The following is a 25188-nucleotide window of genomic DNA, read 5'->3' as shown; positions in this document are numbered from 1 at the left end:
GAAATCATGGGTCCTGGAAAAAAGAGGAGAATGCAGAGAATCTTCAAAGAGGATGGAAAGTCCCTGTTGGTCCCCATGGACCACGGGGTCACCCTCGGCCCTGTTCGAGGGCTGGTGAACATGCAGGAGATATTCAACAAGATCAGGCTGGGAAACGCAGACGGGGTCATCGTCCACAAAGGAGTCGCCAGCCGCACGGATACAGGGAACATGGCCCTCCTCATCCACCTCTCAGGAAGCACCGCCCTAGGCCCAGACCCGTTAGAGAAGGTGCAGGTTTGCAGCGTGGAAGAAGCGGTGAGGCTGGGGGCTGACGGGGTCTCCGTCCATGTCAACGTGGGCGCTGAGCAAGAGTCTGCCATGCTCAGCGACCTAGGCAGTGTGGCTGACGAGTGTGACTTCTACGGTCTCCCCCTCTTGGCTATGATGTATCCGCGGGGAGCCAAGGTTAAGAGTGAACATGACCCTGAAGCGGTCAAGCATGCGGCTAGGCTTGGAGCCGAGTTGGGGGCGGACATCGTCAAAACCAACTACACCGGAAGCCCTGAAACCTTCCGGGAAGTGGTGCGAGGATGCCCCGTCCCTGTCATCGTAGCTGGGGGTCCGAAGGCGAAAACCGACGAGGAAGTGCTGAGGATGGTCTACGACTCCCTCCAAGTGGGCGGCGCGGGGGTTTCCATCGGAAGAAACGTCTTTCAGCATGAAAACCCCACAGCCATGGTGAAAGCCCTCCACGCCCTCATCCACCAAAAGGCTGAAGTGGATGAGGCATTAAAGATCCTCAGGGGAAAAGGATGAAAGAATTCTGGATAGAAATAGATCCCTCCCTGCCTGAGGAGACCAAGCGCAGCCTCTTGGCGGCTGCTCAAGGCCTCTGCACCACCGCACTAGTTGAGGGGAAGCTGACATCGCTGGCTGAGTCCTTAGGCTTGAAAACCGTGTCCAGCGAGGGCGGTGAAATTCAGCTTTTGGGAAAGCTTTCGGAGGCTGAGGTGAAAAAGGCGAAAGAGAAGGGCAAAGGTATCTGCGTGAAGATGAACGTTCGAGGGAGAGCTGACGAGGACAAAATTGTAGAAGCCGCCTCCTTGGGAGTAGACTGCATCATCGCCAGCTGTCCGGATTGGAAGGTCATACCCTTGGAGAACCTCATCGCAAAAATCCAGGGGAGAAGCAAGCTTCTGGCTGAGGTTTCCTCCGGGCGGGAGGCTAAACTGGCCTTGGAAACCCTTGAACTGGGCGTAGATGGAGTAGTCCTAAAAGCCAAAGAGCCCGGTGAAATCGTCGAGGTTGCCTCCGCCCTAGAGAAGGTGAAAGCCGGGAGGGAGGAGCCTTCGAAGCTTCGGTTAGTTCCAGCCAAGGTTGTGGGGTGCAAAGAGCTGGGCTTAGGCGCTAGGGTTTGCATAGACACCTGCGACCTCATGACCCACGGGGAAGGAATACTCGTAGGCTGCCAGTCTTCAGGGCTTTTCCTCGTGCAAGCGGAGGTGCAGGAAAACCCCCACGTGGAGCCTAGGCCTTTCAGGGTGAACGCGGGGCCGGTGTCCCTCTACACTCTGACCCCGGAGGGTAAGACCAAGTATCTCTCCGAGTTGAAGGCAGGGGAAGAAGTAGCCGTCGTAGACAGGGGTGGAAACCTGCGAGCCGCCTTCGTGGGCAGGGTTAAGATAGAGAAGAGGCCCATGCTCTTGGTGGAGGCGGAGGTGGAAGGCCGCAGGGTTAAGACCATCGTCCAGAACGCAGAGACCATTAGGCTTGTAACCAAGGAAGGATCCAAGTCGGTCAGGGACTTGAAACCAGGGGACGAAGTCCTAATCCACCACCAGCCGGGAGGGCGTCATTTCGGAATTCTTCTCAAGGAAGAAACCGTGATAGAACTGTGAATCTTAGAATATGCGCCGTCGCCCCGGGGAGAAGCCTCCGAGAACTGCAGGGCATGGTTCGGGAAGCGGAAAAGGCTGAGGCCGACTTGATAGAGGTTCGAATCGACTACCAAGAGAAGCCAGTGCCCGCCTTCGCCGTTCGAAAGCTGACCTCCCTCCCGCTCATTGCCACCAACCGCCCTCTGAGGGAGAAAGGCCTGTTCGACGGACCTGAGGAAAAAAGACTCAGCCTCCTCTTGGATGCCGCTGAAGCCGGCTTCGAATATGTGGATGTGGAACTGTCCGCGGGAAATGTGGAAGAGATGGTGGAGAAAGTGAAGGCTGAAGGCTCTAAGCCCATCGTTTCCTTCCACGACTTCGCAGGCACGCCGCCTCTCCGCCGCCTGCACACGCTCCTTCGAAAGGGGCTGAAAAAAGGCTCTGAGGTGTGCAAGATAGTAACCACCGCCCAAAGGCCGGAGGATAACCTGACCTGTCTAGAGTTCCTAGCCCAAGCCTCCAAGCAAACTCCCACCGTCGCCTTCTGCATGGGTCCTCGAGGAGTTTTTTCCAGGGTGCTTTCCCCCCTTTTCGGAGGCTTCTTCACCTACGCCTCGGTGAGAAGGGGAAAAGAGTCCGCCCCCGGCCAGCTGACCATCCGAGAAACCCGGGAAGTCTACAGGCTGATGATGCTGGATGAAGGTTGACAGTGCCACCAGGGTCTACGCCCTCATAGGCAGCCCGGTGGAGCATTCCCTCAGCCCCACCATCCACAACGCTGCCTTTGAAAGCCTAGGCCTCAACTGCGTCTACCTAGCCTTCAACGTGGCCTCCGACGGCCTCCCATCCGCCCTCGCTGGCTTGAGAAGCTTGGGAGTTCAAGGCTTCAATGTGACCATCCCCCACAAAACCGCCGTCATCCCTCTGCTGGACGAGGTGGAGCCTGAGGCCAGAAGCATAGGCGCCGTCAACACCGTGAAAATAATGGGAGGAAAAACAGTAGGCTACAACACCGACGGAGAAGGCGCCATCTCCGCTCTGCGGGAGGCCGGTGTTGAAGTGAAGGGCCTGAAAGTCGTCCTCCTCGGGGCGGGAGGCGCGGCCAGAGCCTTAGGCTTCACCCTCGCCAAAACCTCCGGTGAGCTTGTAGTCGCCAACCGGACGGAGGCTAAGGCGGTGAAGCTGGCTGAGGAGCTATCCCGTCATCACAGCGTCAGGGTGAAAGGGATCAGGTTGAACAGCGAAAGGCTGGGGGAAGAGCTCAGAGACGCTGAACTCTTGGTCAACACCACCTCGGTGGGGATGCATCCTCATGAGGATGCGTCGCCGATTCCCAGCCGCCTCCTCCATTCCGGTTTGACGGTGTTCGACATCGTCTACAATCCGCTGAAGACAAGGCTGCTCAGGGAGGCGGATGCCGCCGGAGCTAAGACAGTCAACGGCTTGGGTATGCTGGTCCATCAGGCTGCGAGGTCCTTTGAAATATGGACTGGGAAGAAGGCTCCCCTAGATGTCATGTTCAACGCAGCCCTGAAGGCTTTGGGGGAAAAGTGAATGGAAGGATTTGGAGAAGCTGTGGCCTACGGTGCAGCCACCATCGTCAACGCCATAGCTACGGGGAAAGGCGCTGCCTTCAGCCTCAGCCTCCAAACCACCGCCCGGGTTAGGCTGACCGGGGAGGCGGGTGTCATCCGCGGCCGGATAGTTCCGGAAGAGGGGGAAAGCACCCTCTTGGTGGAGAAGGCGGTGCAAAAGGTGCTGAAGCACTTTGGCCTTCAAGGCCGGTTTGGCGCTGAAGTGGAAACCCGGTCCGACATTCCCGTAGCCAGAGGGCTGAAAAGCAGTAGCGCAGCAGCCAATGCCTTGGTGTTGGCCGCCTCCGCAGCCCTCGGAAAAACTCTCGACAACTCCACCGCCCTAAACCTAGCTGTGGACGCGGCTTTTGAGGCGAAGACCACCATAACCGGAGCCTACGACGACGCCTGCGCCTCCTTCTTGGGAGGCATCGTCCTAACCGACAACTTTGTGAGGAAGCTCCTCCGACATGACTCGGTGGAAGACTGCGAAGCCCTCATCCTCCTTCCACCCCAAAAGGTTTACACCCCCAGCGCGGATGTCGACCGAATGAAGCTGATAGCCCCCTTGGTGGAGTTGGCCTTCGAGGAAGCCTTCAAGGGCCACTACTGGAAGGCTCTAACCCTCAACGGCCTCCTCTACTCAGCTGCGCTGGGATACAACCCTCAACCTGCACTGGACGCTTTGAAGGCAGGCGCCATCGCAGCCGGGCTCAGCGGGAAAGGCCCGGCCACCGTCGCTGTAACCCGGCTGGGGGAGGGCGGAAGCGTGGTGGAGGCGTGGAGAAATCATGAGGGGGAAATCTTGAGGGCTAGAACCAACAAGGCTAGGGCCCGTGTGCTGAGGTGACGGACAGCATGGTCGTGGCCACTGTGGGCAGAACCGAGAAACTTTCCGGCCGGGTGAAGGCGCCTCCCTCCAAAAGCTACACCCATCGGGCCCTCATAGCCGCCTCACTGGGGGAGGGCCTATCCCTCATAAAAAACCTCCTCATCTCCGATGACACCTTGGCCACGGTCAGCGCCTGCCGGAGCTTCGGCCCGGTTTTGGAGCAGAGAGAAGACAGTATCACCGTCAAGGGCCTAGCCCGGTGGAAGGCTCCTTCTCAGCCCATCGAATGCGGGGAATCCGCGGCTACGCTGAGGTTCATGATCCCCCTAGCCGCCTTGGCGGAGGGTGTCACCACTCTTACGGGGAGAAAAGGTCTGCTGAGAAGGCCCATAGAGCCTCTGCTCCAAGCCCTCCGGCAGCTGGGCGTGCGGTGTGAAAGCCTAGGCGGCTACCCGCCTGTGAAGGTCTACGGCGGCGGAATAGCCGGGGGGAAGACGTCCATCCCCGGCGATGTGAGCTCCCAGTATGTCAGCGGCCTCCTCTTCGCCAGCCCCTTGGCTGAAGGCGAAGTGGAAATCCGCATCCTAGGAAGCTTGGAGTCACTGCCTTACGTTCAGTTGACGCTTCACGTCTTGGAGAGGCACGGAGTCAAGGTTGGAGTTTCAGAAAACCATCAGCTCTTCACGGTTTCCGGCGGCCAAAGCTACAGGCCTCAAGACCACCAAGTTACAGGGGATTTCTCCTCAGCTGCTTTTCTCCTCGCAGCCGCAGCCATAACAGGCTCGGAGATCAAAGTGGAAAACTTAGACGGAAGCGGGGTCCCTCACCCCGACAGGGAAATATTGACGCTGCTGAAAAAAATGGGCGCCGCGGTAGTTTGCGAAGGCTTGGAGGTAACGGTTTCCGGCGGGGAATTGAAGGCGATGGAGGTGGACGCTAGGCATATCCCGGACTTGGTTCCCGTCTGTGCAGCCCTAGCCTGCTACGCGGAGGGGGAAACCTTCATAAAAAACGCTAGGAGGCTGCGGATTAAAGAGTCTGACAGGCTGAGGACCACGGCCTCCGAGCTAGCCAAGATGGGGGCGAAGATAGTAGAGCAAGAGGACGGACTGAAAGTGGAGGGCCCCTGCAAGCTGAGGGGGGCGGAGCTGGACTCCCACGGAGACCACAGAATAGCCATGGCCTGCGCCGTCGCAGCCTTGGGAGCGGAGGGAGTAACCCGAATCCACGGAGCGGAATGCGTAAGTAAGTCCTACCCGAATTTTTACATGGACCTGGCAAGGTTAGGAGGAAGAGTGAAGCTTGGTTAGCAACTCCATCGGAAGAAACTACGTCGTCACCCTCTTCGGGGAAAGCCACGGCAAAGGCATAGGCGTCGTGGTGGACGGCTGCCCGCCGGGGCTCCCCCTCTCCGAAGAAGACATTCAAACTGAACTGAACAGGAGAAGACCTACCTCCGCCGCGTATTCAACCTCTCGAAGGGAGGAGGATAAGGTGAACATCCTGTCAGGAGTGTTCCAAGGCCGCACCACAGGTGCGCCCCTCTGCCTGTTTGTGTGGAACAAGGAATACCGCTCCGAGGCCTACGAGGAGTTCAGGTGGAAGCCAAGGCCTGGCCACGCTGACTACCCCGCCTTCGTCAAATACCGAGGCTTCCACGACCACCGGGGGGGAGGCATCTTCTCCTCCAGGATGACCGTGGGAATGGTGGCCGCAGGCGCCGTGGCCAAACGGCTCCTCGGAGAAGCGGGCATAGGGGTTTACGCCCACACGGTTGAAATAGCCGGGGTGAAGATCCGAAGCCAGCCCACCGTTGAGGAGATCAGGGAAAAAGCATACTCCAACCCTCTCAGGTGCGTGGAGTCTCAGACAGCTGAAGAAATGGAGAAGAAAATCCTCCAAGCCAAGTCGGAAGGCGACACCGTAGGGGGTGTCGTAGAATGCATAGCCACCGGCGTCCCCCCGGGAGTTGGAGATCCCATCTTTTACTCTCTGGATGCGGACATAGCCAAGTACCTCTTCTTCATCCCAGCTGTGAAGGGGGTGGAATTTGGAGCAGGCTTCCAAGCTGCCCGGCTTCGGGGGTCGGAGAACAACGACCCCTACCGCGTGGTGGGGGGGAAGGTTGTGGCCCTCACCAACAACGCAGGGGGGATCCTAGGCGGCCTTTCCAACGGCATGCCCATTGCGGTGAGAGCCGCCTTCAAACCGCCTTCCTCCATCTTCAAACGCCAAAAAACCGTGGACCTCCGAACCATGGAAGACGCTGAGTTGGAGGTTAAGGGAAGGTACGATTCCTGCGTAGTCCCTAGAGCTGTTCCCATTGTGGAGGCTTTGGTGGCCTGCGTTTTGGCAGACCATCTTCTGCCGCTGGGAATCTTGGGAAAGCCGGCTGAATCCTAGAGGGCCCCGGAGGCGCCTTCAGCCTCGGCAGTGAACGTGGCCTTTCACTCTTCGGAGAAAATTTTCGCAGGTAAAACATTCGATGAAAGGAAGAGTCTCCCCCTTCACAGGGCAGTCCACAGCTTCTTTTTTCATGCGGCTTAAGAGGCTTCCGGATACGGTTCCCTTCAGCTCTCCCAGTTTCTCCTTGGGGACACGTAAAGGTTTTTGGAGAATTTTCACTTCGACTTCATGCATATCGTTCTCTATGGTTCATCAACCTTTATGTGTTACTGAGGAATGCAAGAGCTCAGCGTCTCCTCTTCCCAGTCGGCAGAAAGGATCGGCAGGCTTAGGTCTCATCGGACTTCGATGTTTCCTTCAGGGAAACCCATCATGACAAGTTTTTCCTTGGTTTTCTCTCGATGGTCTCCTTGGAGGAGAATTTGGCTGTTTTTAAAAGTCCCTCCACAGGCGCAATAAGTCTTCAACTCAGCAGCCAGCTTCCCTAGGTCAACGCTTTTTTCATCCAGCCCTTCGATGACGGTGACAGGGCGGTTCCATTTTCTCTTTTCTAAGCGAACTTTTATTCTCTGTTGATCCTTACTTATCTCGTAGCATACACAAAGGTCTTTAGGCAGCCCGCATATTTGACAGATTTCCGCCATACCTTTTCTAACTAATCTTTATACAATACTCAATATATAAATCCACCACTTCAGAAAAGGTTAAACTTCCTTCCGATGTACAAGTCGCCCATCCACCCGCGAGGCGGAAGCTCCTTGCCGTCGAGAAGCTGGATGAAGACCGCTGCCGAGGAAATAGCCCAAGCAGCCCAGCTGGCTGTGGTTTTAGAGGTCTCCGCCTACCCCAAACCAGGCAACATCGACAGGTTCCACGATTTCAGGGACACGAAATATGATCACTTCCTCGCCGGGGGAATAGCCATAGGAGCCTGCACCCGAGAAGCTTCCCTGAAAGGTCTTAGGGCTGGAAATGGTGAAATCAGCCTAAGCCAGCTGGGGATAGGAAGCTGGATAAGGAAAGGCGTCTACCAAACCGCGCAATGGCATCAGGGCGGTAACACCAACCTAGGAACCCTCAGCCTCCTCGTACCATTGGCGGCAGGGGCAGGCATGACATGGGCCTCCACCTCAAAGCTTACAGCCCCTCTTCTTCGTCAGAATGTGAAGAGAGCGCTGAAAGCCACCAGTGTAAAGGATGCCTTGAACTTTTATGATGCTGTGAGGAAGGCCAAACCTGGGGGCTTGAAGAAACCGAAGGTGAAAGGGGCTCCCGATGTTTTAAAAAATTCAGCGGCAGAGGAAATCACCCAAAAAAGGCTAACCCTGTACCAAGTGATGAAAGCCTGCGCTGCATGGGATAGAATAGGCAGCGAGTGGGCCACGGGAATGACTATAACTTTCAAAGTCGGCTACCCTCAACTGGCAGAAGTCTTCCGCCGGGAAGGAGACGTGAACAAAGCTGTGGTTCAATGTTACTTGAAAATTCTAGCCGACTACCCCGACAGCTTGGTGGCTAGGAGAAGAGGCCTGCAAACAGCCCGGCGGATATCTGAAAAGGCCAAGGCGGTTTTGGAAAAGGGAGGAATGCTGACGGAGGCTGGAAAGCAAGCGGTCTTGAAGTTGCACGCTCAACTTCGCAGCCCCGATAACAGCCTAAACCCAGGGACCACCGCCGACCTGACAGCCAGCTCCCTTATGGTCTTTCTGTTATGCGGCTTCAGACCCTGAGTTGAAGCGGTTGCGGAAGCCTTCAAAGGCGGTGTTTTTGAGATAGCATCCCGGGATGGGTCCGGCTTGTAAACGTTTTTATCTCGACAGTTTGCACGTTAAGGTTAGCTACGTGTGTCTTATGGATATGGCTTGAAGATGGTGGATTATGCCGTGTTTTATCGCCTTGGCAGTGTTGATGGGGTTAAAGCTGCCTGAGGACGCTGGGTTTCAGGAATGGTTTGAACGAAAGCTCATGGAAAAATTCAACGTGAAAAGACATGAGAAATTAAAACAACGGCTGGAAGACGCCTACCATGATAGCCCCTACGAGCTGAAGCTGCTGTTTCAAGTACTCCTAGCCGAATACCGTAGGAAAACATGCGAACAAAGACCGGCGGCTGCCCGGAGAAAAAGAGGCTTGGAAATCTCCGGCGTCGTATAATAGAGTTCGATACAGGAAGTTGCATATTCCTTAAAAGCGGCTTGAGAAATAGATAAAAAATAAGGGTGGAAATAGATTAATCACTCTCCAAGGCGTAGCCCGGTGGTGTAGCGGTCAAAGGGATTAGGCCGGCTAGGCATGGCAGGCTCTGGCTTGTCAACATCAAGGGGAGACCTGCTGACGGGAGTTCGAAACGCAGCCGCGGTGGCTGCCCGAAAATCTCCCCCGGGCTACCAACTATTCATCTTAAGACTCCGCTCAAAAGCCGAGGCCATTAACCCTCAGCCTACACTATGGGCGTGTTTTTCATTTTGGTTTGACTGTTTAACCCTGGGATTTCGCATTTTTCACAGGATACGTCGCCGATCTTGGAGTTGTAGAAGAAACACCAGTTCCACTTCTGGTTTCCGAGTTTAATTTCCCCTCTGTACTTGCAGGGTTTTTCCGACTTCATGCCGTGTTTAACCAAAAGGAAAGCGCATGAAATACTATTTAAACCAAGTTCTCCGAACCTTTGCTTAAATGGCTTGGGTGATAAAAGCCGAGCTGTAGGGGTCTAGTGGGCGGTAGTGTCACTTGGGACGAATGTACAACTCTTCGATTTTTTCCAAGCCCTTCTCCCCCGACGGAGGCTGCTCGAAGACTAGGGTCTCAATTCTGTGCATCGCCTTCAAGTCTGCTGCCAGAGGCTGGAGAGGTTGAAGCGTGTAGACTGTTTGAAGTTCGGAGTTTAAAGCCATGTTTTTGGCTTTTTTGAACTTCCACACCGCGGAGTTGAAGGCTGTGAAAGGTTTGAGAAGCTCTCCGAGGCTGCTTTCCCACTCTTTTTGAGGTTGAGGAAACTCCTCCAAATGGATGGAGGTCTCAGAGTAAATCCTCCGCCAAACGGCCTCCGTCACATGGGGGCAGATGGGTGCCGCAAGTTTTAGGACCGTGCTCAGGCAGAGGTGAAGCGTCTTCCAAGCTGATCTTTGGGCGTCATCTTGGAAAAGGTTTTGGAAGTTGTAGGCCCTCGCCTTAACGGCTTCCAAATAATGGTCGGCGAAGATGTTCCAGAAAAAGCTTCGGATGGCTTGAGCTGGGATGAAGAAGTCCATGGCTTCGTAGCCCTTCACACATTCTTCGACAACCTTGTTCAGCTCCGCGAGGATCATGCCGTCTAAAGGCTGAAGCTCCACAGGCCCTTTTTCCACCGGGAAGGAGGAGATGAAACGGGAGATGTTCCAAAGCTTGGTGATGAACCTAGCGGCTCCCTCCAGTCTGCTCCAGTTGAACCGGTAGTCGGAGCCCAGCCGGGCTTCAGAGGCTCCCCAAAGCCTGAAGGCGTCGGCGCCGAGTTTTTCCAAGATGGGCTCAGGCCATATGACGTTCCCCTTGGACTTGTGCATGGCTTCCCCTGCCTCGTCGAGGCCCATGCCTGAGATTCTCACCTGCCGGAAGGCTTTGTCGGAGAGCAACTGGTAGGTTCTGAGGGTGGAGTAGTAAAGCCATGTGCGGACGATGTCGGCTCCCTGAGGTCTCAGAGTGCAGGGATAAGCCTTCTTGAAGAGGTTTTCATCTCTGCGGTAGCCTAGAATGTAAAGTTGAGTGATGCTGGAGTCCATCCAAGTGTCGAAGGTTCTGGTTTCCCCCTCAAAATCGGTGGAGCCGCAGGAGCATTGGGGTGTGGGCGGAGGCTCCTTCCACGGTTGGTAATACCGCCCGGGCGGAGGCAGGTAGGGTTTGCCGCATTTTCGACAGTACCAGAGGGGGAGCTCGGTTCCGTAGAATCTCCGCCGCGAGATAGGCCAGTCGACGTTGAGGGAGTCCACCCAGTTTAGGGGAAGCTGTCTGGCTTCAGGGGGATAGAACTCCATTTCTTGAAACATTCTTCTCACTGCCTCTTGGAAGGGAAGCTGTTTAAGGTAGTACTCGCTCATGGAGATGAACTCCACAGGGTTTTTAGACCTCCAGCACACGGGGGTGCTGTGGCGGATTTTCTCCTTCCTAACCATGAAGCCGGCTTTTTCCAAGTTGTCGATGATCCTTTCTCTGGCCTCCTCCACGGTTAAACCTCGGTAGGGGCCGGCGGCCTCGTTCATTCTTCCCTCCCTGTCTATGGCCAACACAGCCTTGAGGCCTAGTTCCCTGAAAAGCCGGATGTCGGTGTAGTCTCCGTAGGAGCATATCATGGCGAGGCCTGTGCCGAATTCAGGTTTGGCTGAAGGGTCGGCTAGGATGGGGACTTTGCGGCTGAAGATGGGGGTGACAGCTTTTTTTCCCTCCAGGTGCTGATGCCGCTCGTCTTCGGGGTGACGGATGACGGCGGCGCAGGTGCATAGAAGCTCAGGCCGGGTGGTGGCTATTACGGCTCCTCGGCTGTCTCCCTCAACACCGAACCTGATGTAGCAGAGGTAGGCGTCCCGCTCCGCGTATTCCAGCTCAGCGTCGGCTATGGTGGTCCTGCAGACGGGACACCAGTTGGTAGGCCTGTCGTCCGTGTAGACCAAGCCCTTCTTCCAGAGTTCGATGAAGGTTTCCTGCGTAATCCTCCGGTATTCAGGGCTGTCGGTTCGGTAGAGCTGCTTGAAGTTGCAGCTCATTCCCAGCCTTTTAGCCGCGGCGAGAATGGCTTCCTCAACTTGGTCGAGGAATTCTTTGCAGAGGTTGATGAATTCTTCTCGGGGCACTTGGTGAGCGGCTATGCCGTGTTTCTTTTCCACCTCCACCTCCACCGGCAGCCCATTCCGGTCGATGCCGAAGGGGAAGTTCACCTCAAAGCCCCTCATCCGCCGGTAGCGGGCGACCATGTCTATCTGAGCGTAGTGGGTGGCTCCGCCCACATGCCAACGGCCTGAGGCATAGGGAGGCGGTGTGTCTATGGAGTATATCGGCTTTCCAGAATCAGGGTTAAACCTGTAAACGCCTGTCTTCTCCCATTCCTCAAAAATCTCGTTTTCTAAGCTGGGAGACCATCTTTTTTCAGCGATCTTGGGTTTGAACTTCGCTTCTGTTCCCTTTGTCTCCCGCATGGTGTATTCCCCGCGGCTTCTCTCAGTAGCTACCCTTTGACATGGCGGGTGTTCCTATGTGGCGTGACATGATGCTTTTCAGGTTACCGTATTTATCTTTTCCACCCGGTGCCCGGTTATTTCTGTATTTTTCGACATGTTGGACAAACTAAAGAGCCAGCGTTCATGAGGGCCCCGCAGAATTTGCACTTCGCTTTTTCAGCTTCCGCGGTGCTTGGAGTTTTTTGCAGTTCTTGCCATTTTTTCTGCAACGCTATCCATATGACCCTCATGTCTGAGGCTTTTCCTGAAATTTCCATCTGGTATTTTTCTCGGTTTTCTAAGGTTATGGATGCCTCTTTCAAGAGTCTCCCTCGCTCGCTGTAGCGGAGGCTTCCGATGTCTCTGAATCTTTCAGCGAAAAGTCTGTCCTTTTTTCCACCCTGAAAGAGTATGAGCCTTTGATTGGTGATGTAAAAATCAAACTTATCGCCCAGGTACTTAACCTTCGAAAGGCTTTTGTAGGAAACTGCTTCCCCGGGGAACAGAAAGTCTTCGAGAACCATGCAGATACCCTTCATCTGTCCTTTATTTTAAGCTGCCGTTTTCCCGCTCTGCTCCTTGAGGTTTTCTTCAGCCAGCTGGCTATTCTCCGCATGGTCGGATTAGGGGTGACATCGATGACAGGTATCTCCATGCCGTTTTTCCTGATGGAGTCAGTATAGTGGGGCATGAGGGAAAATATGACATTGGAGATGTAGGTCCGCCCCCTAAGATATTCGCCCATGAGTTTTTCGTTCTCAGGCAGAAGAGGAGTAACCGCGAACAGGACTCCCCCCGTCCAGCTCAGCACACCCGTTTGCCCTATGCCCTTGGCAACTAGGATGATGTTTTTCACCAAGTCGTCGACGGTGGGATATTCCACCCTATCCAAGATGACTATCTCTTGGGTAGGTCTGTAGGTGATCCTCACCATTTCCACACCACTTTTAGATACTTCGATGGAAGCCGCTAATTTAGCTTTCCCTCCAACGGCAATGTTAAAATCAGCGCAGGCATCCCGGGTATGGTTGACGGTGGCCTGCTGGCGAAAGGTAGGGGAAATTTAGTCTCCGGGTTTTCGGAGGCGCCGTTGAATGAAATCGTAGGCTAAGGATACGTTGGCAAACCGTTCCACGATCTTTTTCTTGGCCACGCCCACTACTTTTCCGTCTTCCGCTTTCACCACAAGCCTGCTGTAGTTTCCGAATTTTCTCAACGCTTCTTCCAGGGTGTCTGTCCGGTTGCATGAGGCAACGGGATACGACATTATGTCCCCAGCTTGGGTGGTCTTCAAATTTTTCCCAGCGATCATCTGCCTCAAGATATCGTTTTTGGTGACTATTCCGACTATCTCCCTTTGGCTGTCTTCTACCAGCACGGAGCCTACGTTGTGCTTCAGCATGAGGTTGGCTACTTCGAAGAGGGTTTCGCTTGGTTTGCATGTTACCAGCGTGTGACGGGCAACTTCGTCCACGGTCAGAGGCATGATAACCATCTTATAAATATATACAATAATAGTTATATAAATTTTTTAAAACTAAACCCCCTTGCAACCTTATTAGAAAAAGCTGGTTAGGTCTCTCTTTTCCTTCTCCCTCTCCACCTTCAGCCTCATTCCGTCGTAGGCGGAAACGGTGGGGATCCCCGTGGTCTTTTCCACGTATTCAGCCTCCAACTCAGGCATGTTCTCCGTCAGCATCCTCATGCCAAAATGGGTGAGGACAGCCTGTTTCGGATGGGCTTCTTCCAACACTTTAACAGCGTCGTCCACGGACATGTGCCACTTCAGAGGGCTGCCTCGAGGTCTCATGGTGCAAAGGATGAGGAGGTCTACACCTTGGTATTCGGCTCCCATGCCCTCAAAATATTCAGCGTCGGAGGTGTAGCCTAGGCTTTCTCCACCTGGTAGGAAAACTTTGAACCCCACGGTGTCTGGGTCGTAGTGCACAGCCTTCACAGCCTGCACTTTAACCCCCTCGAACTCGAAACGCCCTCCTGAGCTCAGCTCCGCTATCTCCCGCGGGAGGCCTTGGTGGTAGCGGGAGACCGCTGGGTCGCAGACCTCGTTGCCTCGGAGGACGCTTTTCGCGCAGACTAGGTAGCCTTGTTTCTTTATGGCGCCTCCAGTCATGGCCTCCACCATAACCTCTCCGTCGTTGCAGTGGTCGGGGTGAGCGTGGGTGATGAGGACGGCTCTGACCTTCCTCGGGTCTAATCCCGCTTGGATGGAGTAGACTAGAGCCCCGGGACCGGGGTCGATGTGCAGGTTCACCCGGCCTGAAAGAATCCTAAGCCCAGCGGTTTTCCTTTTCTGGGTGATGGTGGCGAAGCGGCCTCCTCCCGTCCCTAGGAAGAAAACCTCCAATCCACTCGGCCTCTCAGCCTTTCAGCCTCAAAAGTTCAGCCTCAACCCTGCCTCCCAGCTGGATTTCAGCGTAAAACCCTTGAGCCGCCGGGCCTGGGTTGCAGATGAGGGTTTCCCCCAGCCTGTCCAAGCCTCGGGCTTCGTGAACGTGGCCGCAGAGGGCGATGGAGGGGCGGTGCTCTTGGATGAAGCTTCTCACTTCAGGGCTTCCGATGTGTCGGCCGCCCCAGATGGTGTCCACCTCTGTTCCATAGGGAGGAGCATGGGTGACCAGTACGTCGAGTTTCCTGCCTTCCAGCTTTCCAAAGCCTCTCTTCAGGTTTTCTCCGATGGCGTATTCGAAGCCGGCTCCTAGGAAGGTAAACCCTCCAACAGTGGCTGGTTCCCCGTGGAGGTTGACTCCCACCCCTTGGAGAGCTTCAAGGATGGTGGGCGGGTCCATGTTTCCGGCGACGTAGAGGACAGGGATCCCGGATTTTGTGAGGGTTTCAACGATCTTCCGCCCTAGGTCCGTCGGCCCCAGATGGGTTATGTCTCCGCATAGGACGAGGCAGTGGAAATCGGCTGAAGCTAGTTTGCTGAATTGGGCGGCTCTCTCAAGCCGGCCGTGGAGGTCGGAGATGGCTAGGGTCCTCAAAGGTTTCAACCCTTAAAGTTTGATCATTGGAAATCTATAAAACCTATACGGAGAATAGTTTCATCGGTCTCACTGGCTTAAATAAAGGTTGCACTCTTTTATTTCTGAAGGGCTGGTTCCGATTCTTCAAAGTTTTGGCGAAAATTCATGGCTCGAGGCTTAGAAGACTGTCTGAAGAAGATGAAGAAATACCTAGACGAGGGAGCCCCCAAACATTATCCCGTCGAGGAAGAGGATGAAATCTTCGAAGAAGTTCATCCGGACCGCTATCACCCGTTGAAGCCTCTTCAACCCAAGGGAAGATATCTCTCCGTCGACGCTTCATCCTACGCCCTCCTCCGCGCCAACAACTGGAGAATAGGGGTCAGCCGCTGCGCCTACGTGGTCGTGCAAACTGAGGGAGGCCGGTTGAACGTGGAGGAGGAAGGAAGCGAAGACCACCTCTTCGCCGTCGTAGGCTCCCCAAAGAGCAGGGCTTTTGAAATATGGGCTCAGCTTCGGAGGTTTGAAAGCGATCTGGTGCTGAAGCTGGAGCCCCGCTTCGACAGGAGAGACGTGTACCTCATGGACGGAGCCGCCTACTTTGGGGGTGAGCAGAATTTTTCCATCAACCTCTACCATGCCTCCAAAAGAAGGGGGATAACCCTCCTCATGATGCCTAAGACCTCCCCCAAACTTCGGGACTCCCGGGGAAGGGACCTCCTAGCCTCCGTGGGCCGAGGGGGTCTGAAGCTTCAAAGCCGAGGGCAGCTGGCTGAGAGCTGGGTTTACTATCCCCTAGGTAAAAGGGAAAGCCAAAGCCGGCATCTCTATGCTGACATTTCCTGCGTGAAGCTGTCCCCTTCCAGCCCACGGGTTTTCCGCTGCGACATCGTCGACTACCTACTGGAAGGACGGGATTCCTCCCAGGCGGTGGAAATCGTTTCCCAGCTGGCTTACTTGGCTAGGGACGCCCGTTGCGACGGCTACCCGGCGCCGCTTTTCCTCGCGCATCAGCAGACCAAGATCCCTGAAGCCAAGCTTCTCGAATATGAGGAGATGCTCTACACGGGTTTGGAGGAAGAAGGGCTGCTGGAAGACCTTCTCACGGAGGTGGAAGCAGCCAGTTTCAGAAGGCATCTGCTGGGCTTGAGGCATGATTACGAGCTTGTGGAAAGAATGGAGGGCTGGTAAGGTGGAGCTGGGCAGGGTGAGGGAAGCCCAAGGAGACCGGGTGATTTTCATCGTCACTGCAGACACAACCATCAGCTTCGGCCAGATTGTAAAAATAACACCCTCAAGAGAGGAGGGGGCCTCCCGGGTTTTCTACGCTCGGGTAACCGACGCTGGAAGCCGGTCGACGCTGGGGGAGCTGGATGAGCTGCGGGACCTGAAAGGCTCCATGAGAACCGTGGGGCCCTACTCCCAGTTCCGCTTCGTGGAAGCCGTCCTCTTCCTCGAAAGGGACAGCCTAGGGCGGATTAGGTCTCCTACGTTGAATCCTGACTACGGCTGGGCTGCGGAGTCCCTAGGCTGGGAAGACTACAAGGCCTTGGAGCTCACCGGAGAGCTGAAGTTAGGCTACCTCCGGGAGGGCTCCGCTGTAGGCAGGAGGACGGTGGGTATCGGTGTGGAGTGCATACCCCGGATGATGGCAGTGGTGGGGCAGATAGGTTCGGGGAAGACCAACGCGGAGTTGGTGTTGAACGCAGCCCTTATGGAGACGGAGGGGAAAGCGGTGGGGCTCATTTTCGATTTCGCAGGAGAACTCCTCACCGGGAAAGGTATCGGCAAAGGGTTGGCCGACAGCCCCTTGGCCTCCGAAAGGTTGGAGTATTACGGCTTGGAAAGACCTCGGGTTCCCGTGGCCCACGGCCTCATTCGGATAGGCCTGAGGAGAATAGAGCCTCAGGACCTTTGGAAGCTTTACCCAGACCTTTCGCCTCCCCAAGCTCATTACGCCAAGAAGCTTTCCAGCAGACTGGGCCGGGGTAAGTGGATCACCGAGGCTGTAGCCCTCTACGAGAAGGAGGATGTCTACGGAGTGCTCAAGGTGGCGGACGGCCAGAAGGCTGTGGCCACCGCCCTGCTTAGAAAACTCTCCTACCTCAACGGCACGGTCTTCGCGGATCTAGACCATGACTTCTCCCACTCCGTTGTCAAGGCCTTGGCCGGAGGCAAAAGCGTGTTGGTCGATGTTTCAGGGATGAGGGAGGAAGCTCAGAGGCAGGTGGTAGGCTGGGTAGCCGACAGGGCTGTGGAGTATTACAAGGCTCGGTGGCGCTCTGACTATGAGGCTTGGCGGAGGCTTCCCTACCTCCTCATCACCTTGGAGGAGGCTCACAAGTTTCTGGAGGAAAGACACACCCTCTTCTCAGATATAGCCCTCACATGCCGCAAGTATAAGGTGGGCTTGAACGCGGTGACCCCTAGGCCCTGCCGCATAAACCGCGATGTCTTCGCTGAGCTTTGGACCAAGCTAATCCTGAAGACCAGCCTCAAAGAGGACCGCGTCTACCTGGCTGAGAACACGCCTTACCTGGAATATTCCGATGTGGAGTTGAAGATGCTGGATGTGGGGGAAGCCCTCCTGGTTTCTCAGCCTGAAATTCACTTCGCTGTGCCGGTGAAGATCTTCGACTACAAAGAATATCTTGAACAATCCTTATCCAAGCAAGCCTATGCTCAGAGGGAAGCGCTCGCAGCAAGAAACGCGCCTGTGAAGAAGTCTGAAGTGGAAGAAAACGTCCTCTAAACCTCTGAGGCTAAATTCGCTCGGCGGAACCTAGTTTAGGGATACGCTGCCAAAGAAGAATTCCACCGTTCCCTGAAAACCAGCCTTCTGGTAAGAGTCCCCTTCTGAAACAGCGAGTATAATAATTTTGCCATATATGGCCATACATGTTACAGATTTTTCGCCGCGGGTTTTTCATGATGGGGAAGGGCAAACTGTCGAATCATGCTGGACAGAAATCTGGTGAAAGCCGCCGACTGTATTCGCAGCTTCTTCCCCATTCTAAGTGAAGCTGGCGGGGCTGGGAACGGAAACCTTAATTAAGATCAATTCAACATAGGTGAAGCTGGAAAAATTTAGCGAAGGCGTCAAAGGACTGGGTAGGCGGTTATGGCGGGTAACGGTCAGGGAGCCTGTATCCTAGGCTGGGGAGGATACATCCCCCTAAGAAGATTCGACGTGGAAGAACTGGTGCGGAGAAGAGAGAAGAAAGATAGAATCTCCTACTACCGGTATGGTCTATGGGTTGAGGAAAAAGCTGTCCCCGGAATCGATGAGGACACCATCACCCTCGGCTGGGAAGCCGCTTACAACGCAGTGAAGAGAAGCGGAATCGACTGCAAAAAAATCGAGGCCGCCTTCTTCGGAAAAGAATCCGGACCCTACGCTGTAGGCTCCTCCGGGCTTCATGTAGCCGCCTTCTTCGAGTCCTGCCAGCATCTTGAACATGTAGCCGACCTTGAGTTGGCTTGCAACTCAGGCATGGAGGCTTTGAGCATCTGCCAGAAATACGTGGAAAGCGGGGACATATCCTACGGCCTAGCTATCGGGGCGGACATCTCCGGCGGGGCGGAAGGCGATCCGCTGGAGATACTGGTAGGCTGCGGCAGCGGCTCCTTCCTCATCGGCAGAAAGGATGAGACGAAAGACCCTGCGGCTGAGATCGTGGACGTGGTAGGGAACGCGGGGTTGGAGCAGGATTTCTGGAGGCGGGAAGGTCAGCCGAACCCTACCCACTTCGGCGAGACGACGAAGAGGGCGTACATGCATCGGGTACTCAACTCGGCCTATAAGATGCTGAAGAAGCATGACTTGACATTGAACCATTTCAGGTGGATCACCTCCCACTCTCCCTACGCGAAGCTTGTGGAGCAGACCTTCAGGCCTCTCTCGGTCATTCAGACGTTTCTCCACCCCGAGGAGTGCACGGAGAAGCTTCAGAGGGAGATGAAGGAAAACCCCGACGTCGTGGTCAAGAGGGCTGAGGAATTCAGCTACCTGAACAAGTATTTCAAAAAATTTGTCATGAGATCCTTAGAAATCCTGACCCTCAGCGAAGCGGAGAGGAAGGAGAAGATCCACCCCACCCTCCTTTCCAGGTGGGTGGGAAACTCCTACGCTGGGAACACGCCCCTGAACCTTGTGAACATCCTCGACATGGCCGCTCCCGGACAGGACATCTTGGCTATTTCCTACGGCTCTTGGGCAGCCAGCTTGGCCACATGGGTTAGAACGCTGCCGGGAATCGAGAAGAAAAAAACCTTAGCACCCAGCATCAGGGATTTCTTGGAGAGAAAGAAGAAGTTGGGCTGGAAGGACTACTACTGGCTTAAGATACGCCGCATAAGAGAATACCTGCGAATGGGACGGCCGCCTAAACGAGTCGTAGGCGAGATAAAGCCTATCAAAAGTAAGAAAATAAAGATCCAGCTCTGCCACGGGTGCAAGCGCGTCTACTTCCCAGCTAAAGACTTCTGCGTCGACTCCAAGTGCCCCGGCTTTAACAACCCTTCGGTGTTGGAGGCCAAACTCTACCCCTCCCGGGCGGTTCTGGTGTCCTTCAAGAAAGGATGCCGCATCAAGTCGTACAACGTCTACAAGGAGAACATGGCCATCATCACGGACACCTACCCGCCTTATTTGACTGAAGGAGTTGAACTGGAAGCCATCGTCAGGAAGATCGACGAGGAAGGCGACGAAGGCCAAGTGCGCTACGGCATCGTCTACCGGGTGCCTTTGAAGACACCGGTCACTTCCAATTCAGCCTGAACTGTCGCCTAAGCTGGAAAAGGGCTTCTCTTTTCCTAAGACTTGTCTAATCGGTCTTTGGAGGGTCAGCTTGACCGGTTCTCCTAGGGACGCAATGTTAATGAATCAGCTTCCTAAGGTTTTGTCATGAAGCGCGTTGCGGTATTGGCGGCCGTGATGGTAGCCCTAGCCGCCGCGGGAGGCGCCTTCTACCTTCTCCAATTTTTTCAGCCCTCCTCCCCGTCGGAAGGAAGCATAAACTGGAGGCACGATTTCCATGAGGCCTTGAATTTGGCTCAGGTGGAAGGAAAACTTTTAATGATGGAGTTTTACGCAGATTGGTGTGGGTGGTGTAGGAAGTTGGATATGGAAACCTACACCGATCCACGGCTGGCTGCTTTTCTCAACGAAGAATTTATTCCCCTCAAAATAGATGTGGAGAACCGGGAAAACCTAGTCCTGGCCGACAGATATCGGGTGTGGGAACTTCCCACTATCGTCTTCCTCACCCCTGCCGGCGAGGAGGTGGGGAGAATAGTGGGGTATAGGCCGCCGGATGCATTCCGCCGGGAAGCTCTAGCCATCTTGGAGCAGTGGGAACGTTGACTTCGGAGAAAGGATAAGGCAGCCCTTACCGGTTACTCGAATTCAATAGTCGCAGGAGGTTTGCCGGTTAAGTCGTAGAGAACTCGGGTGACCGAAGGAAGACTCGCTGTTATTCTTCTGGTTATCTTTTCCAAGACAGGCCATGGGAGTTGGGTGGGTTGGGCGGTCATGGCATCGGTGGAGTCAACCGACCGGATGACTAGGATTTCCCCGTAGATTCTCTTCTTGTCCTCCGACAGCCCTGTGGCCTTATCCTCCATCAGCACGGCGAAGGCTTGAAAGCAGAGGAGGCCTGCTGTTTCCTCCTCCACGATCCTAGTAGCTTTCCTGACGGTTTCAACCCTTTCGGGAGTAACTTCCCCTAAGACCCGGACGCAGAGCCCTGGGCCGGGGAACGGCCGCCTTTCCGTGATCTCGGCAGGAAGACCCAAGGCTTTAGCCACCTCTCTCACTTGGGGCTTGTACAGTTCTTTGAGGGGTTCCACAACTTTGAAGCCGTATTTCTCCGCTGGGTTTATTCCCACCTGTTCTAGGACGTTGTGCTGGGTTTTGACGCCTCGGGAGGTTTCCACCACATCCGCGGCGATGGTTCCCTGCAAAAGCCACTTGGCGCCCTTTCCCCGGGAGATCTTCGCCAGACTCTGGTAGAAGGCTTCCCTGAAGGCTTTCCGCTTCTCCTCAGGGTCGGTTAAGCCCTTCAAAGCCTTGAAAAAATCCTCGGCCATGGAGTAAGTCTGGACCTTCAAACCCAAGGAGGCGAAGGTGGCGGATATCCTTTCCCCTTCCCCCTCCCTCATCAGGCCGTCGTCGATGAAGACGGCTTCCAGCTTTTCGCCCAAGGCTTTGAAGCCCAAGACCGCCGTGGTGGAGCTGTCAACTCCCCCGGAGAGGGCTACGAGAGCCTTCTCGTTCCCCACTGCCTTCTTGATTTCTTCCATCTTTTGGGAGATGAAATTCTGAGGGTTGAACATAGGCCTTCCTCCTTAATATGATAAGTATTATTTTATAGTGATTTATAGTAAAGTATATGTCAGGTACTAGTATCTAATTCTTTCCATCCCCGCCCTATGAGGGGGGATTATCACAGAATTTCCCACTCTTTTCCCACACCGAGTTTTAAGGCTTTCTCATAGACGACCTTAGCCACCGCAGCATCTTGGAAGGCCAAACCTACGGACTTGAAGAGGGTAACTTCCCTGTCTGAGCTCCTGCCCTCTTTCAGCCCTGCGACGACCTCTCCCAGCTCGGCGTGGATGTCCGTCTGCCGGATTAGGCCTTGAGCTAGGGGGATGAGCAGATCCCCCGCCTCTCTGAGGCAGGCTTCTTTGGAGTCCACCACTATCTTGGCTTTAACCACCGTCTCCCCGTCCAACTCCCTGGTCTCAGGTGTGTGGGCGCCAAAGGCGTTGAGGTGAGCGCCTTCCTCCACCCAGTCTCCCCTCAGCACAGGAACCTTGGAGGTGGTGGCTAGGACTACGATGTCCGAGTTCACCGCCGCTTCCTCAGCTGTGTCCACAGCCTTGACTTCTACTCCAAAGCTTTCAGCCGCCTGCTGGGCGAACCTTCGCCTATGCTGGGGGTTCGGACTGTAGACTTTCACTTTTTTCAGGTTTCTGACCAGCCTCACCGATTCCAGCTGCCTCCAAGCCTGCTCCCCTGCGCCTAGGAGGCCCAAGACCCCGGCGTCCCTTCGGGCTAGATATTTGACCGCTACCCCTCCAGCTGCTCCCGTCCTCAGGGAGGTTAGAAAACCGGCTTCCATGACGGCCAAAGGCAGCCCGGTGGAGGGGTCGCTGTAGATGAGGAGGGCGTTGACGGTGGGATAGCCCGATTTAGGATTCTCAGGGAAGGAGGTTACCAGTTTGACGGTGAGAGCCTGAAGGTTTTCCATGTAAGCCGGCATGATGCCCGTCCAGCCTTTCCCTTGAGCTAGAGGGAAAGCCGCTCGGCTGGGCATGAGGACTTGCCCCAGAGCATGGGCTCGGAAGGCTTCCTCCACGGCGCCTAGGGCTTCGGAAGCCGTCAGCAGGGATTCCACTTCAGGCTTGGAGAGAAGCAGGACCAAGTTCAGGTTTCCCTCCCCATGCGTTGAGGGTGAAGGTTTTTCAGCTTCCTCTCTTCTTTAGATTACAGGTTTCCTTTATGGTGTTGAGGATTAAAAAGCGTTTTTTGGAGGAGATAGCCCGCCACTCTCAGGAGGTCTTCCCCGCCGAGGCCTGCGGAATCCTAGTGGGAAGGCTCCTTGAGGGAAACGTGCGGGTGGTGGAGAAGGTCCGCCGGGTGAAGAACATCGAGCCTTCTCCCTCCACCTACCTCCTAGACCCGGAGGAGCAGCATCGGGTTTTCGCGGAAGCGGAGGAGGAGGGCTTGGAGGTTTTAGGCTTCTACCACAGCCACCCCTACTGGCCGGCTAGGGTTTCCGAGGTTGACCGAAGCCGAGCTACCTACCCGGGGATGTCCTACGCCATCTACTCCCTGCCGGAGAAGCTTCTCAGGTCCTTCATTTTTCAGGAGGGAGAGTTCACCCCCGAACCGGTGGAGGTGGAGGCCTAGGCCAAAACAGATTTAAAGGATGCTCCTCCATAAGAGGGTTCGACATCTACAGCCTAACCCGAGAGGTTGGAGAAACTTGCCCCAGACCCTCGGTTCAACCTCCCCCGTCATCCAGCTGAAAGGCAGCGAATTCGACCGGGTGGTGAGGGAAAACCGCGGAGTGGTGGTGGAGTTCTACGCCGACTGGAGTTTCTCCTGCAAGGCAGCGGAAGGCCTCTTCCAGCAGTCTTCCCTGCACCACGGGGGAAAGCTCCTCTTCGCCCGGGTGAACGTGGAGGAGAACCGGGAGCTCGCTGAAAAGCTTCAAATCCAAACCCTGCCCACCTACATCCTATACCTCCAAGGCCGGCCGGTGGACCGGTGGGTGGGGCTCCCCTACGGGTGCTCTTGGGGAAGGTTCCTCCAAGCAGCCGCCGTCCAGCAAGTGGAAGAAAACCAAGAAGCGCCGCCGTAGCTCAGCGTGGTGGAGCAGCGGACCTCAAGGCCCCTCAGGGCTGAAAAAGGGCTGAAGCTGTTAACTGCTGACAGGAACCCGCTGGTCGACGGTTCGAGTCCGTCCGGCGGCGCCACACGAATTTGTTCAACTCCTTTTCGGAAGTTACGGATTATACCTCTGGGCAAGTCCATATTGACCAAAAACTCCGAGAGGAAGAAAGTTGTAACTTCCGTAACTCGCGTAACGTTGGGGAAGCTAAAGGCATACATGAAGGCGGGGCGGAGCGTCAGCTATCAACGAGTCATGGAAGACCTTAAAAGAACTGCCAGAAAACGAGGAAAAGTCTTTTTAAGCTGGGATACTCGTTCCGCTAGAGGTCTTCTCGTCGGTCACACAAATTGGATGTAGAACACAACCTAAACACAGGCGTAGGGCTAGCTGAAGGGGGAACTTTTAAACCGATTTCCAAGATAGATAAAGGGGGGAACTCTCCTATGAGAGAAAAGGTTGACGTGATCATCTCAAACGGAGCAGTCATTACAATGGACGAAAAAAGGCGCATTTTTAACGGGGGATCCGTCGTCATTGATGGCGATAGAATTCTTGATGTTGATAAAGCTCATAGGATCGAAGGACGGTACAAAGCTGAAGAAACCATCGACGCTGAAGGATGCGCTGTGATGCCGGGATTGATCAACTGCCACATTCATCTGCCCCAGATGTTGATGAGAGGCGTTCAAGACGATGCAGAGGTGATGGACGAATTGATGAAGTACATCTGGCCTATCCAAGGGTGCTACGATGAGGAAGATGGTAAGATCAGCAGTCTTCTCGCCTTCCTCGAAATGCTCAAGTCCGGTACAACTTCCTTCATCAGCACAGGCCTCCACCCAAGGTATGGCATCGATGGCATCCTCCGAGAGCTGGAGAAATCCGGGTTAAGGGGTGCAGTGTCAAAATACATAATGGAAAAGCGTGCCTACGCAGACGAAGAGATGGCCATTCATGAGGGGCTTCATGAAGTCAAAGAAAGTTCCATGAGGGAGGCATTAAGACTTATTAAAGAGTGGAACGGAAAGGCAGACGGCAAGATTCGCATATGGCTCTCTCCCCGTTCCGTGGGAGCATGCTCGGTTGAAACCTTACGGGAGATTTCAGAGATTGCCAAGAAATACCAAGTGGGAATAACTATGCATTGGGCCGAGGCGGAGAACAACCTACAATACACTCGTAAGGTTTTCAATATGGGTATGGCAAAATTTGCAGAGTTTGTAGGACTTCTCGCCCCGAATGTGACCATGGCTCATGGTATCTGGTTTGAACACGAAGAGATATATTTGCTTGCGAGGTCTGGGGTCAATATTTGCCACTGCCCTATCACCAATTCAAAGCTTGCAATGGGTGTGGCGAAAATACCGGAGATGTTAAGGGCTGGAGTAAACGTATGCCTAGGTACCGACGGCGCTCCGGTTAACAATACCTGCGACCTTTTTCAGGAAATGAAATTCGCAGTGCTTCTTCATCGAATTAACTCGCTCAACCCTGTCTATCCTAGGGCTGAGGAGGCGTTGGAGATGGCGACGATAAACGGTGCTAGGGCACTGGGGTTGGAGAAGGAGGTAGGTTCCCTTGAGGCTGGGAAAAAAGCAGACGTAATCGTGGTGAACTTAAAAAATCACCATGCCATGCCAGTCCACGACCCTGCGTCAGCCGTGGTTTGGGCTACCAGTGGAAACGATGTTAAAACAGTCCTCATTGACGGTAAGCTCGTCGTTGAAAATCGAAAGGTGCTGACGCTGGAAGAGGAAGAAATCCTCGCAAAAGCTCAAGGAAAGGCTGAAAAAATCTTGCAAAAGGCTAAGGTAGAAGTAAAAAGAAAGTGGCCGCTTATCTGATACGATTTTTTTATCAAGATGGCGGTTAATAACTTGTCAAACTTTTTAAAATTATGGCGTGAACGAGGTATGCCCGTAGGATTCTCCACCCTGCTCAA

At 54.7% G+C, this 25188-nt stretch carries 27 protein-coding genes and 2 tRNA genes; 18 read left to right on the top strand and 11 right to left on the bottom strand.

All coding sequences use genetic code 11. The annotated features are described in order from the left end of the window. Positions 1 to 6 precede the first annotated feature (6 nt). The 7 genes from BWM17_RS08080 to aroC are packed head-to-tail and all read left to right on the top strand — an operon-like array spanning position 7 to position 6668. Positions 7 to 798 (top strand): 2-amino-3,7-dideoxy-D-threo-hept-6-ulosonate synthase, encoded by a 792-nt coding sequence (locus tag BWM17_RS08080; protein ID WP_309493415.1) that lies wholly within the window; start codon positions 7 to 9, stop codon positions 796 to 798. Continuing rightward, positions 795 to 1880, top strand: coding sequence for a 3-dehydroquinate synthase II (locus tag BWM17_RS08075; RefSeq protein WP_309493414.1), 1086 nt, complete (start codon positions 795 to 797; stop codon positions 1878 to 1880). The genes BWM17_RS08080 and BWM17_RS08075 overlap by 4 nt, the downstream gene beginning before the upstream one ends. Next, positions 1877 to 2566, top strand: a complete 690-nt coding sequence (gene aroD / locus BWM17_RS08070) for a type I 3-dehydroquinate dehydratase (RefSeq protein WP_309493413.1) — start codon at positions 1877 to 1879, stop codon at positions 2564 to 2566. Before BWM17_RS08075 ends, aroD begins: the two co-directional genes overlap by 4 nt. Continuing rightward, positions 2556 to 3413 (top strand): shikimate dehydrogenase, encoded by an 858-nt coding sequence (locus BWM17_RS08065; protein ID WP_309493412.1) that lies wholly within the window; start codon positions 2556 to 2558, stop codon positions 3411 to 3413. Before aroD ends, BWM17_RS08065 begins: the two co-directional genes overlap by 11 nt. Beyond that, complete coding sequence (locus BWM17_RS08060) at positions 3414 to 4283, top strand: shikimate kinase (protein WP_309493411.1); 870 nt, start codon at positions 3414 to 3416, stop codon at positions 4281 to 4283. Between the two features lie 8 nt (positions 4284 to 4291). Next, complete coding sequence (aroA, locus tag BWM17_RS08055) at positions 4292 to 5575, top strand: 3-phosphoshikimate 1-carboxyvinyltransferase (RefSeq protein ID WP_309493410.1); 1284 nt, start codon at positions 4292 to 4294, stop codon at positions 5573 to 5575. After that, a complete protein-coding gene (gene aroC, locus BWM17_RS08050; RefSeq protein ID WP_309493409.1) occupies positions 5568 to 6668 on the top strand; it encodes a chorismate synthase in 1101 nt (366 codons plus the stop codon). The genes aroA and aroC overlap by 8 nt, the downstream gene beginning before the upstream one ends. Positions 6669 to 6686: 18 nt before the next feature. On the opposite strand, the gene BWM17_RS08045 is transcribed toward aroC, so the two are convergent. Beyond that, entirely contained in the window at positions 6687 to 6905 is a 219-nt protein-coding gene (locus BWM17_RS08045; protein ID WP_309493408.1) for a hypothetical protein, read from the bottom strand. A gap of 101 nt (positions 6906 to 7006) precedes the next feature. After that, positions 7007 to 7315 carry a translation initiation factor gene (locus BWM17_RS08040; protein WP_309493407.1) on the bottom strand — a complete coding sequence of 103 codons (309 nt, stop codon included), beginning with the start codon at positions 7313 to 7315 and terminating at the stop codon, positions 7007 to 7009. 114 nt (positions 7316 to 7429) lie between these two features. Between BWM17_RS08040 and BWM17_RS08035 the strand changes: the two genes are divergently transcribed. From BWM17_RS08035 to BWM17_RS08025, 3 genes are all read left to right on the top strand, one after another. Next, complete coding sequence (locus tag BWM17_RS08035; protein WP_309493406.1) at positions 7430 to 8401, top strand: triphosphoribosyl-dephospho-CoA synthase; 972 nt, start codon at positions 7430 to 7432, stop codon at positions 8399 to 8401. A 148-nt stretch (positions 8402 to 8549) separates the two neighbouring features. Further along, positions 8550 to 8825, top strand: a complete 276-nt coding sequence (locus BWM17_RS08030) for a hypothetical protein (RefSeq protein WP_309493405.1) — start codon at positions 8550 to 8552, stop codon at positions 8823 to 8825. Positions 8826 to 8921: 96 nt separating this feature from the next. Beyond that, positions 8922 to 9061, top strand: a tRNA-Gln gene (locus BWM17_RS08025). A 50-nt stretch (positions 9062 to 9111) separates the two neighbouring features. On the opposite strand, the gene BWM17_RS08020 is transcribed toward BWM17_RS08025, so the two are convergent. The 7 genes from BWM17_RS08020 to BWM17_RS07990 all read right to left on the bottom strand — a co-directional run bounded on the left by BWM17_RS08020 (position 9112) and on the right by BWM17_RS07990 (position 14868). Further along, entirely contained in the window at positions 9112 to 9279 is a 168-nt protein-coding gene (locus BWM17_RS08020; protein WP_309493404.1) for a hypothetical protein, read from the bottom strand. Positions 9280 to 9397: 118 nt separating this feature from the next. Further along, positions 9398 to 11836, bottom strand: coding sequence for a valine--tRNA ligase (locus tag BWM17_RS08015; RefSeq protein ID WP_309493403.1), 2439 nt, complete (start codon positions 11834 to 11836; stop codon positions 9398 to 9400). Positions 11837 to 11952: 116 nt separating this feature from the next. Beyond that, on the bottom strand, positions 11953 to 12381 hold the full coding sequence (locus tag BWM17_RS08010) for a hypothetical protein (RefSeq protein ID WP_309493402.1): 429 nt from the start codon (positions 12379 to 12381) through the stop codon (positions 11953 to 11955). Between the two features lie 11 nt (positions 12382 to 12392). Next, positions 12393 to 12797: a hypothetical protein gene (locus BWM17_RS08005; RefSeq protein WP_309493401.1), complete on the bottom strand. Its 405-nt coding sequence runs from the start codon at positions 12795 to 12797 to the stop codon at positions 12393 to 12395. Between the two features lie 123 nt (positions 12798 to 12920). Continuing rightward, the gene (locus BWM17_RS08000; RefSeq protein ID WP_309493400.1) at positions 12921 to 13352 is read right to left on the bottom strand and encodes a cyclic nucleotide-binding/CBS domain-containing protein; all 432 of its coding nucleotides are present in this window, start codon (positions 13350 to 13352) and stop codon (positions 12921 to 12923) included. 63 nt (positions 13353 to 13415) lie between these two features. Beyond that, the gene (locus BWM17_RS07995; RefSeq protein WP_309493399.1) at positions 13416 to 14222 is read right to left on the bottom strand and encodes an MBL fold metallo-hydrolase; all 807 of its coding nucleotides are present in this window, start codon (positions 14220 to 14222) and stop codon (positions 13416 to 13418) included. A gap of 13 nt (positions 14223 to 14235) precedes the next feature. Next, positions 14236 to 14868 (bottom strand): metallophosphoesterase family protein, encoded by a 633-nt coding sequence (locus tag BWM17_RS07990; RefSeq protein WP_309493398.1) that lies wholly within the window; start codon positions 14866 to 14868, stop codon positions 14236 to 14238. A 138-nt stretch (positions 14869 to 15006) separates the two neighbouring features. Here BWM17_RS07990 and BWM17_RS07985 point away from each other — a divergent pair, with 138 nt between their 5' ends. The 4 genes from BWM17_RS07985 to BWM17_RS07970 all read left to right on the top strand — a co-directional run bounded on the left by BWM17_RS07985 (position 15007) and on the right by BWM17_RS07970 (position 20206). After that, positions 15007 to 16032 (top strand): hypothetical protein, encoded by a 1026-nt coding sequence (locus tag BWM17_RS07985; RefSeq protein WP_309493397.1) that lies wholly within the window; start codon positions 15007 to 15009, stop codon positions 16030 to 16032. Further along, positions 15995 to 17593 carry an ATP-binding protein gene (locus tag BWM17_RS07980; protein WP_309493396.1) on the top strand — a complete coding sequence of 533 codons (1599 nt, stop codon included), beginning with the start codon at positions 15995 to 15997 and terminating at the stop codon, positions 17591 to 17593. Before BWM17_RS07985 ends, BWM17_RS07980 begins: the two co-directional genes overlap by 38 nt. Positions 17594 to 17962: 369 nt before the next feature. Then, the gene (locus BWM17_RS07975; protein WP_309493395.1) at positions 17963 to 19621 is read left to right on the top strand and encodes a hydroxymethylglutaryl-CoA synthase; all 1659 of its coding nucleotides are present in this window, start codon (positions 17963 to 17965) and stop codon (positions 19619 to 19621) included. A 126-nt stretch (positions 19622 to 19747) separates the two neighbouring features. Continuing rightward, positions 19748 to 20206, top strand: a complete 459-nt coding sequence (locus tag BWM17_RS07970) for a thioredoxin family protein (RefSeq protein WP_309493394.1) — start codon at positions 19748 to 19750, stop codon at positions 20204 to 20206. 32 nt (positions 20207 to 20238) lie between these two features. On the opposite strand, the gene guaA is transcribed toward BWM17_RS07970, so the two are convergent. Next, positions 20239 to 21177, bottom strand: a complete 939-nt coding sequence (gene guaA / locus BWM17_RS07965; RefSeq protein WP_309493393.1) for a glutamine-hydrolyzing GMP synthase — start codon at positions 21175 to 21177, stop codon at positions 20239 to 20241. A gap of 110 nt (positions 21178 to 21287) precedes the next feature. Further along, positions 21288 to 22271, bottom strand: a complete 984-nt coding sequence (locus BWM17_RS07960) for an ornithine cyclodeaminase family protein (RefSeq protein ID WP_309493392.1) — start codon at positions 22269 to 22271, stop codon at positions 21288 to 21290. A gap of 77 nt (positions 22272 to 22348) precedes the next feature. On the opposite strand from BWM17_RS07960, the gene BWM17_RS07955 reads away from it, so the two are divergent. The 4 genes from BWM17_RS07955 (at position 22349) to BWM17_RS07940 (ending at position 25090) form a co-directional block, all read left to right on the top strand. Continuing rightward, positions 22349 to 22759: a M67 family metallopeptidase gene (locus BWM17_RS07955; RefSeq protein ID WP_309493391.1), complete on the top strand. Its 411-nt coding sequence runs from the start codon at positions 22349 to 22351 to the stop codon at positions 22757 to 22759. Between the two features lie 76 nt (positions 22760 to 22835). After that, on the top strand, positions 22836 to 23213 hold the full coding sequence (locus BWM17_RS07950) for a thioredoxin family protein (protein WP_309493390.1): 378 nt from the start codon (positions 22836 to 22838) through the stop codon (positions 23211 to 23213). Next, positions 23204 to 23328 (top strand) — tRNA-Asn (locus BWM17_RS07945). The genes BWM17_RS07950 and BWM17_RS07945 overlap by 10 nt, the downstream gene beginning before the upstream one ends. A gap of 265 nt (positions 23329 to 23593) precedes the next feature. Beyond that, a complete protein-coding gene (locus BWM17_RS07940; RefSeq protein WP_309493389.1) occupies positions 23594 to 25090 on the top strand; it encodes an amidohydrolase in 1497 nt (498 codons plus the stop codon). Positions 25091 to 25188 lie beyond the last annotated feature (98 nt).

The organism is Candidatus Hecatella orcuttiae, from assembly GCF_002009985.1.
Classification (GTDB): domain Archaea; phylum Thermoproteota; class Bathyarchaeia; order Hecatellales; family Hecatellaceae; genus Hecatella; species Hecatella orcuttiae.
Note: the sequence above shows the minus strand (reverse complement) of the source record. Positions and strands in the feature narration are given on the sequence as shown.

Bases quoted from the DNA above. Each gene is read 5' to 3' on its own strand.
- BWM17_RS07985 (WP_309493397.1), top strand. From the start codon at position 15,007: ATGGCTCGAGGCTTAGAAGACTGTCTGAAGAAGATGAAGAAATACCTA.
- BWM17_RS08080 (WP_309493415.1), top strand. From the start codon at position 7: ATGGGTCCTGGAAAAAAGAGGAGAATGCAGAGAATCTTCAAAGAGGAT.
- BWM17_RS08030 (WP_309493405.1), top strand. From the start codon at position 8,550: ATGCCGTGTTTTATCGCCTTGGCAGTGTTGATGGGGTTAAAGCTGCCT.
- BWM17_RS08020 (WP_309493404.1), bottom strand. From the start codon at position 9,279: ATGAAGTCGGAAAAACCCTGCAAGTACAGAGGGGAAATTAAACTCGGA.
- BWM17_RS08000 (WP_309493400.1), bottom strand. From the start codon at position 13,352: ATGGTTATCATGCCTCTGACCGTGGACGAAGTTGCCCGTCACACGCTG.
- BWM17_RS08060 (WP_309493411.1), top strand. From the start codon at position 3,414: ATGGAAGGATTTGGAGAAGCTGTGGCCTACGGTGCAGCCACCATCGTC.
- BWM17_RS07970 (WP_309493394.1), top strand. From the start codon at position 19,748: ATGAAGCGCGTTGCGGTATTGGCGGCCGTGATGGTAGCCCTAGCCGCC.
- BWM17_RS08010 (WP_309493402.1), bottom strand. From the start codon at position 12,381: ATGGTTCTCGAAGACTTTCTGTTCCCCGGGGAAGCAGTTTCCTACAAA.
- BWM17_RS08015 (WP_309493403.1), bottom strand. From the start codon at position 11,836: ATGCGGGAGACAAAGGGAACAGAAGCGAAGTTCAAACCCAAGATCGCT.
- BWM17_RS07980 (WP_309493396.1), top strand. From the start codon at position 15,995: ATGATTACGAGCTTGTGGAAAGAATGGAGGGCTGGTAAGGTGGAGCTG.
- BWM17_RS08045 (WP_309493408.1), bottom strand. From the start codon at position 6,905: ATGCATGAAGTCGAAGTGAAAATTCTCCAAAAACCTTTACGTGTCCCC.
- guaA (WP_309493393.1), bottom strand. From the start codon at position 21,177: ATGTTCAACCCTCAGAATTTCATCTCCCAAAAGATGGAAGAAATCAAG.
- aroA (WP_309493410.1), top strand. From the start codon at position 4,292: ATGGTCGTGGCCACTGTGGGCAGAACCGAGAAACTTTCCGGCCGGGTG.
- BWM17_RS08040 (WP_309493407.1), bottom strand. From the start codon at position 7,315: ATGGCGGAAATCTGTCAAATATGCGGGCTGCCTAAAGACCTTTGTGTA.
- BWM17_RS07955 (WP_309493391.1), top strand. From the start codon at position 22,349: ATGGTGTTGAGGATTAAAAAGCGTTTTTTGGAGGAGATAGCCCGCCAC.
- BWM17_RS07975 (WP_309493395.1), top strand. From the start codon at position 17,963: ATGGCGGGTAACGGTCAGGGAGCCTGTATCCTAGGCTGGGGAGGATAC.
- BWM17_RS08065 (WP_309493412.1), top strand. From the start codon at position 2,556: ATGAAGGTTGACAGTGCCACCAGGGTCTACGCCCTCATAGGCAGCCCG.
- BWM17_RS08075 (WP_309493414.1), top strand. From the start codon at position 795: ATGAAAGAATTCTGGATAGAAATAGATCCCTCCCTGCCTGAGGAGACC.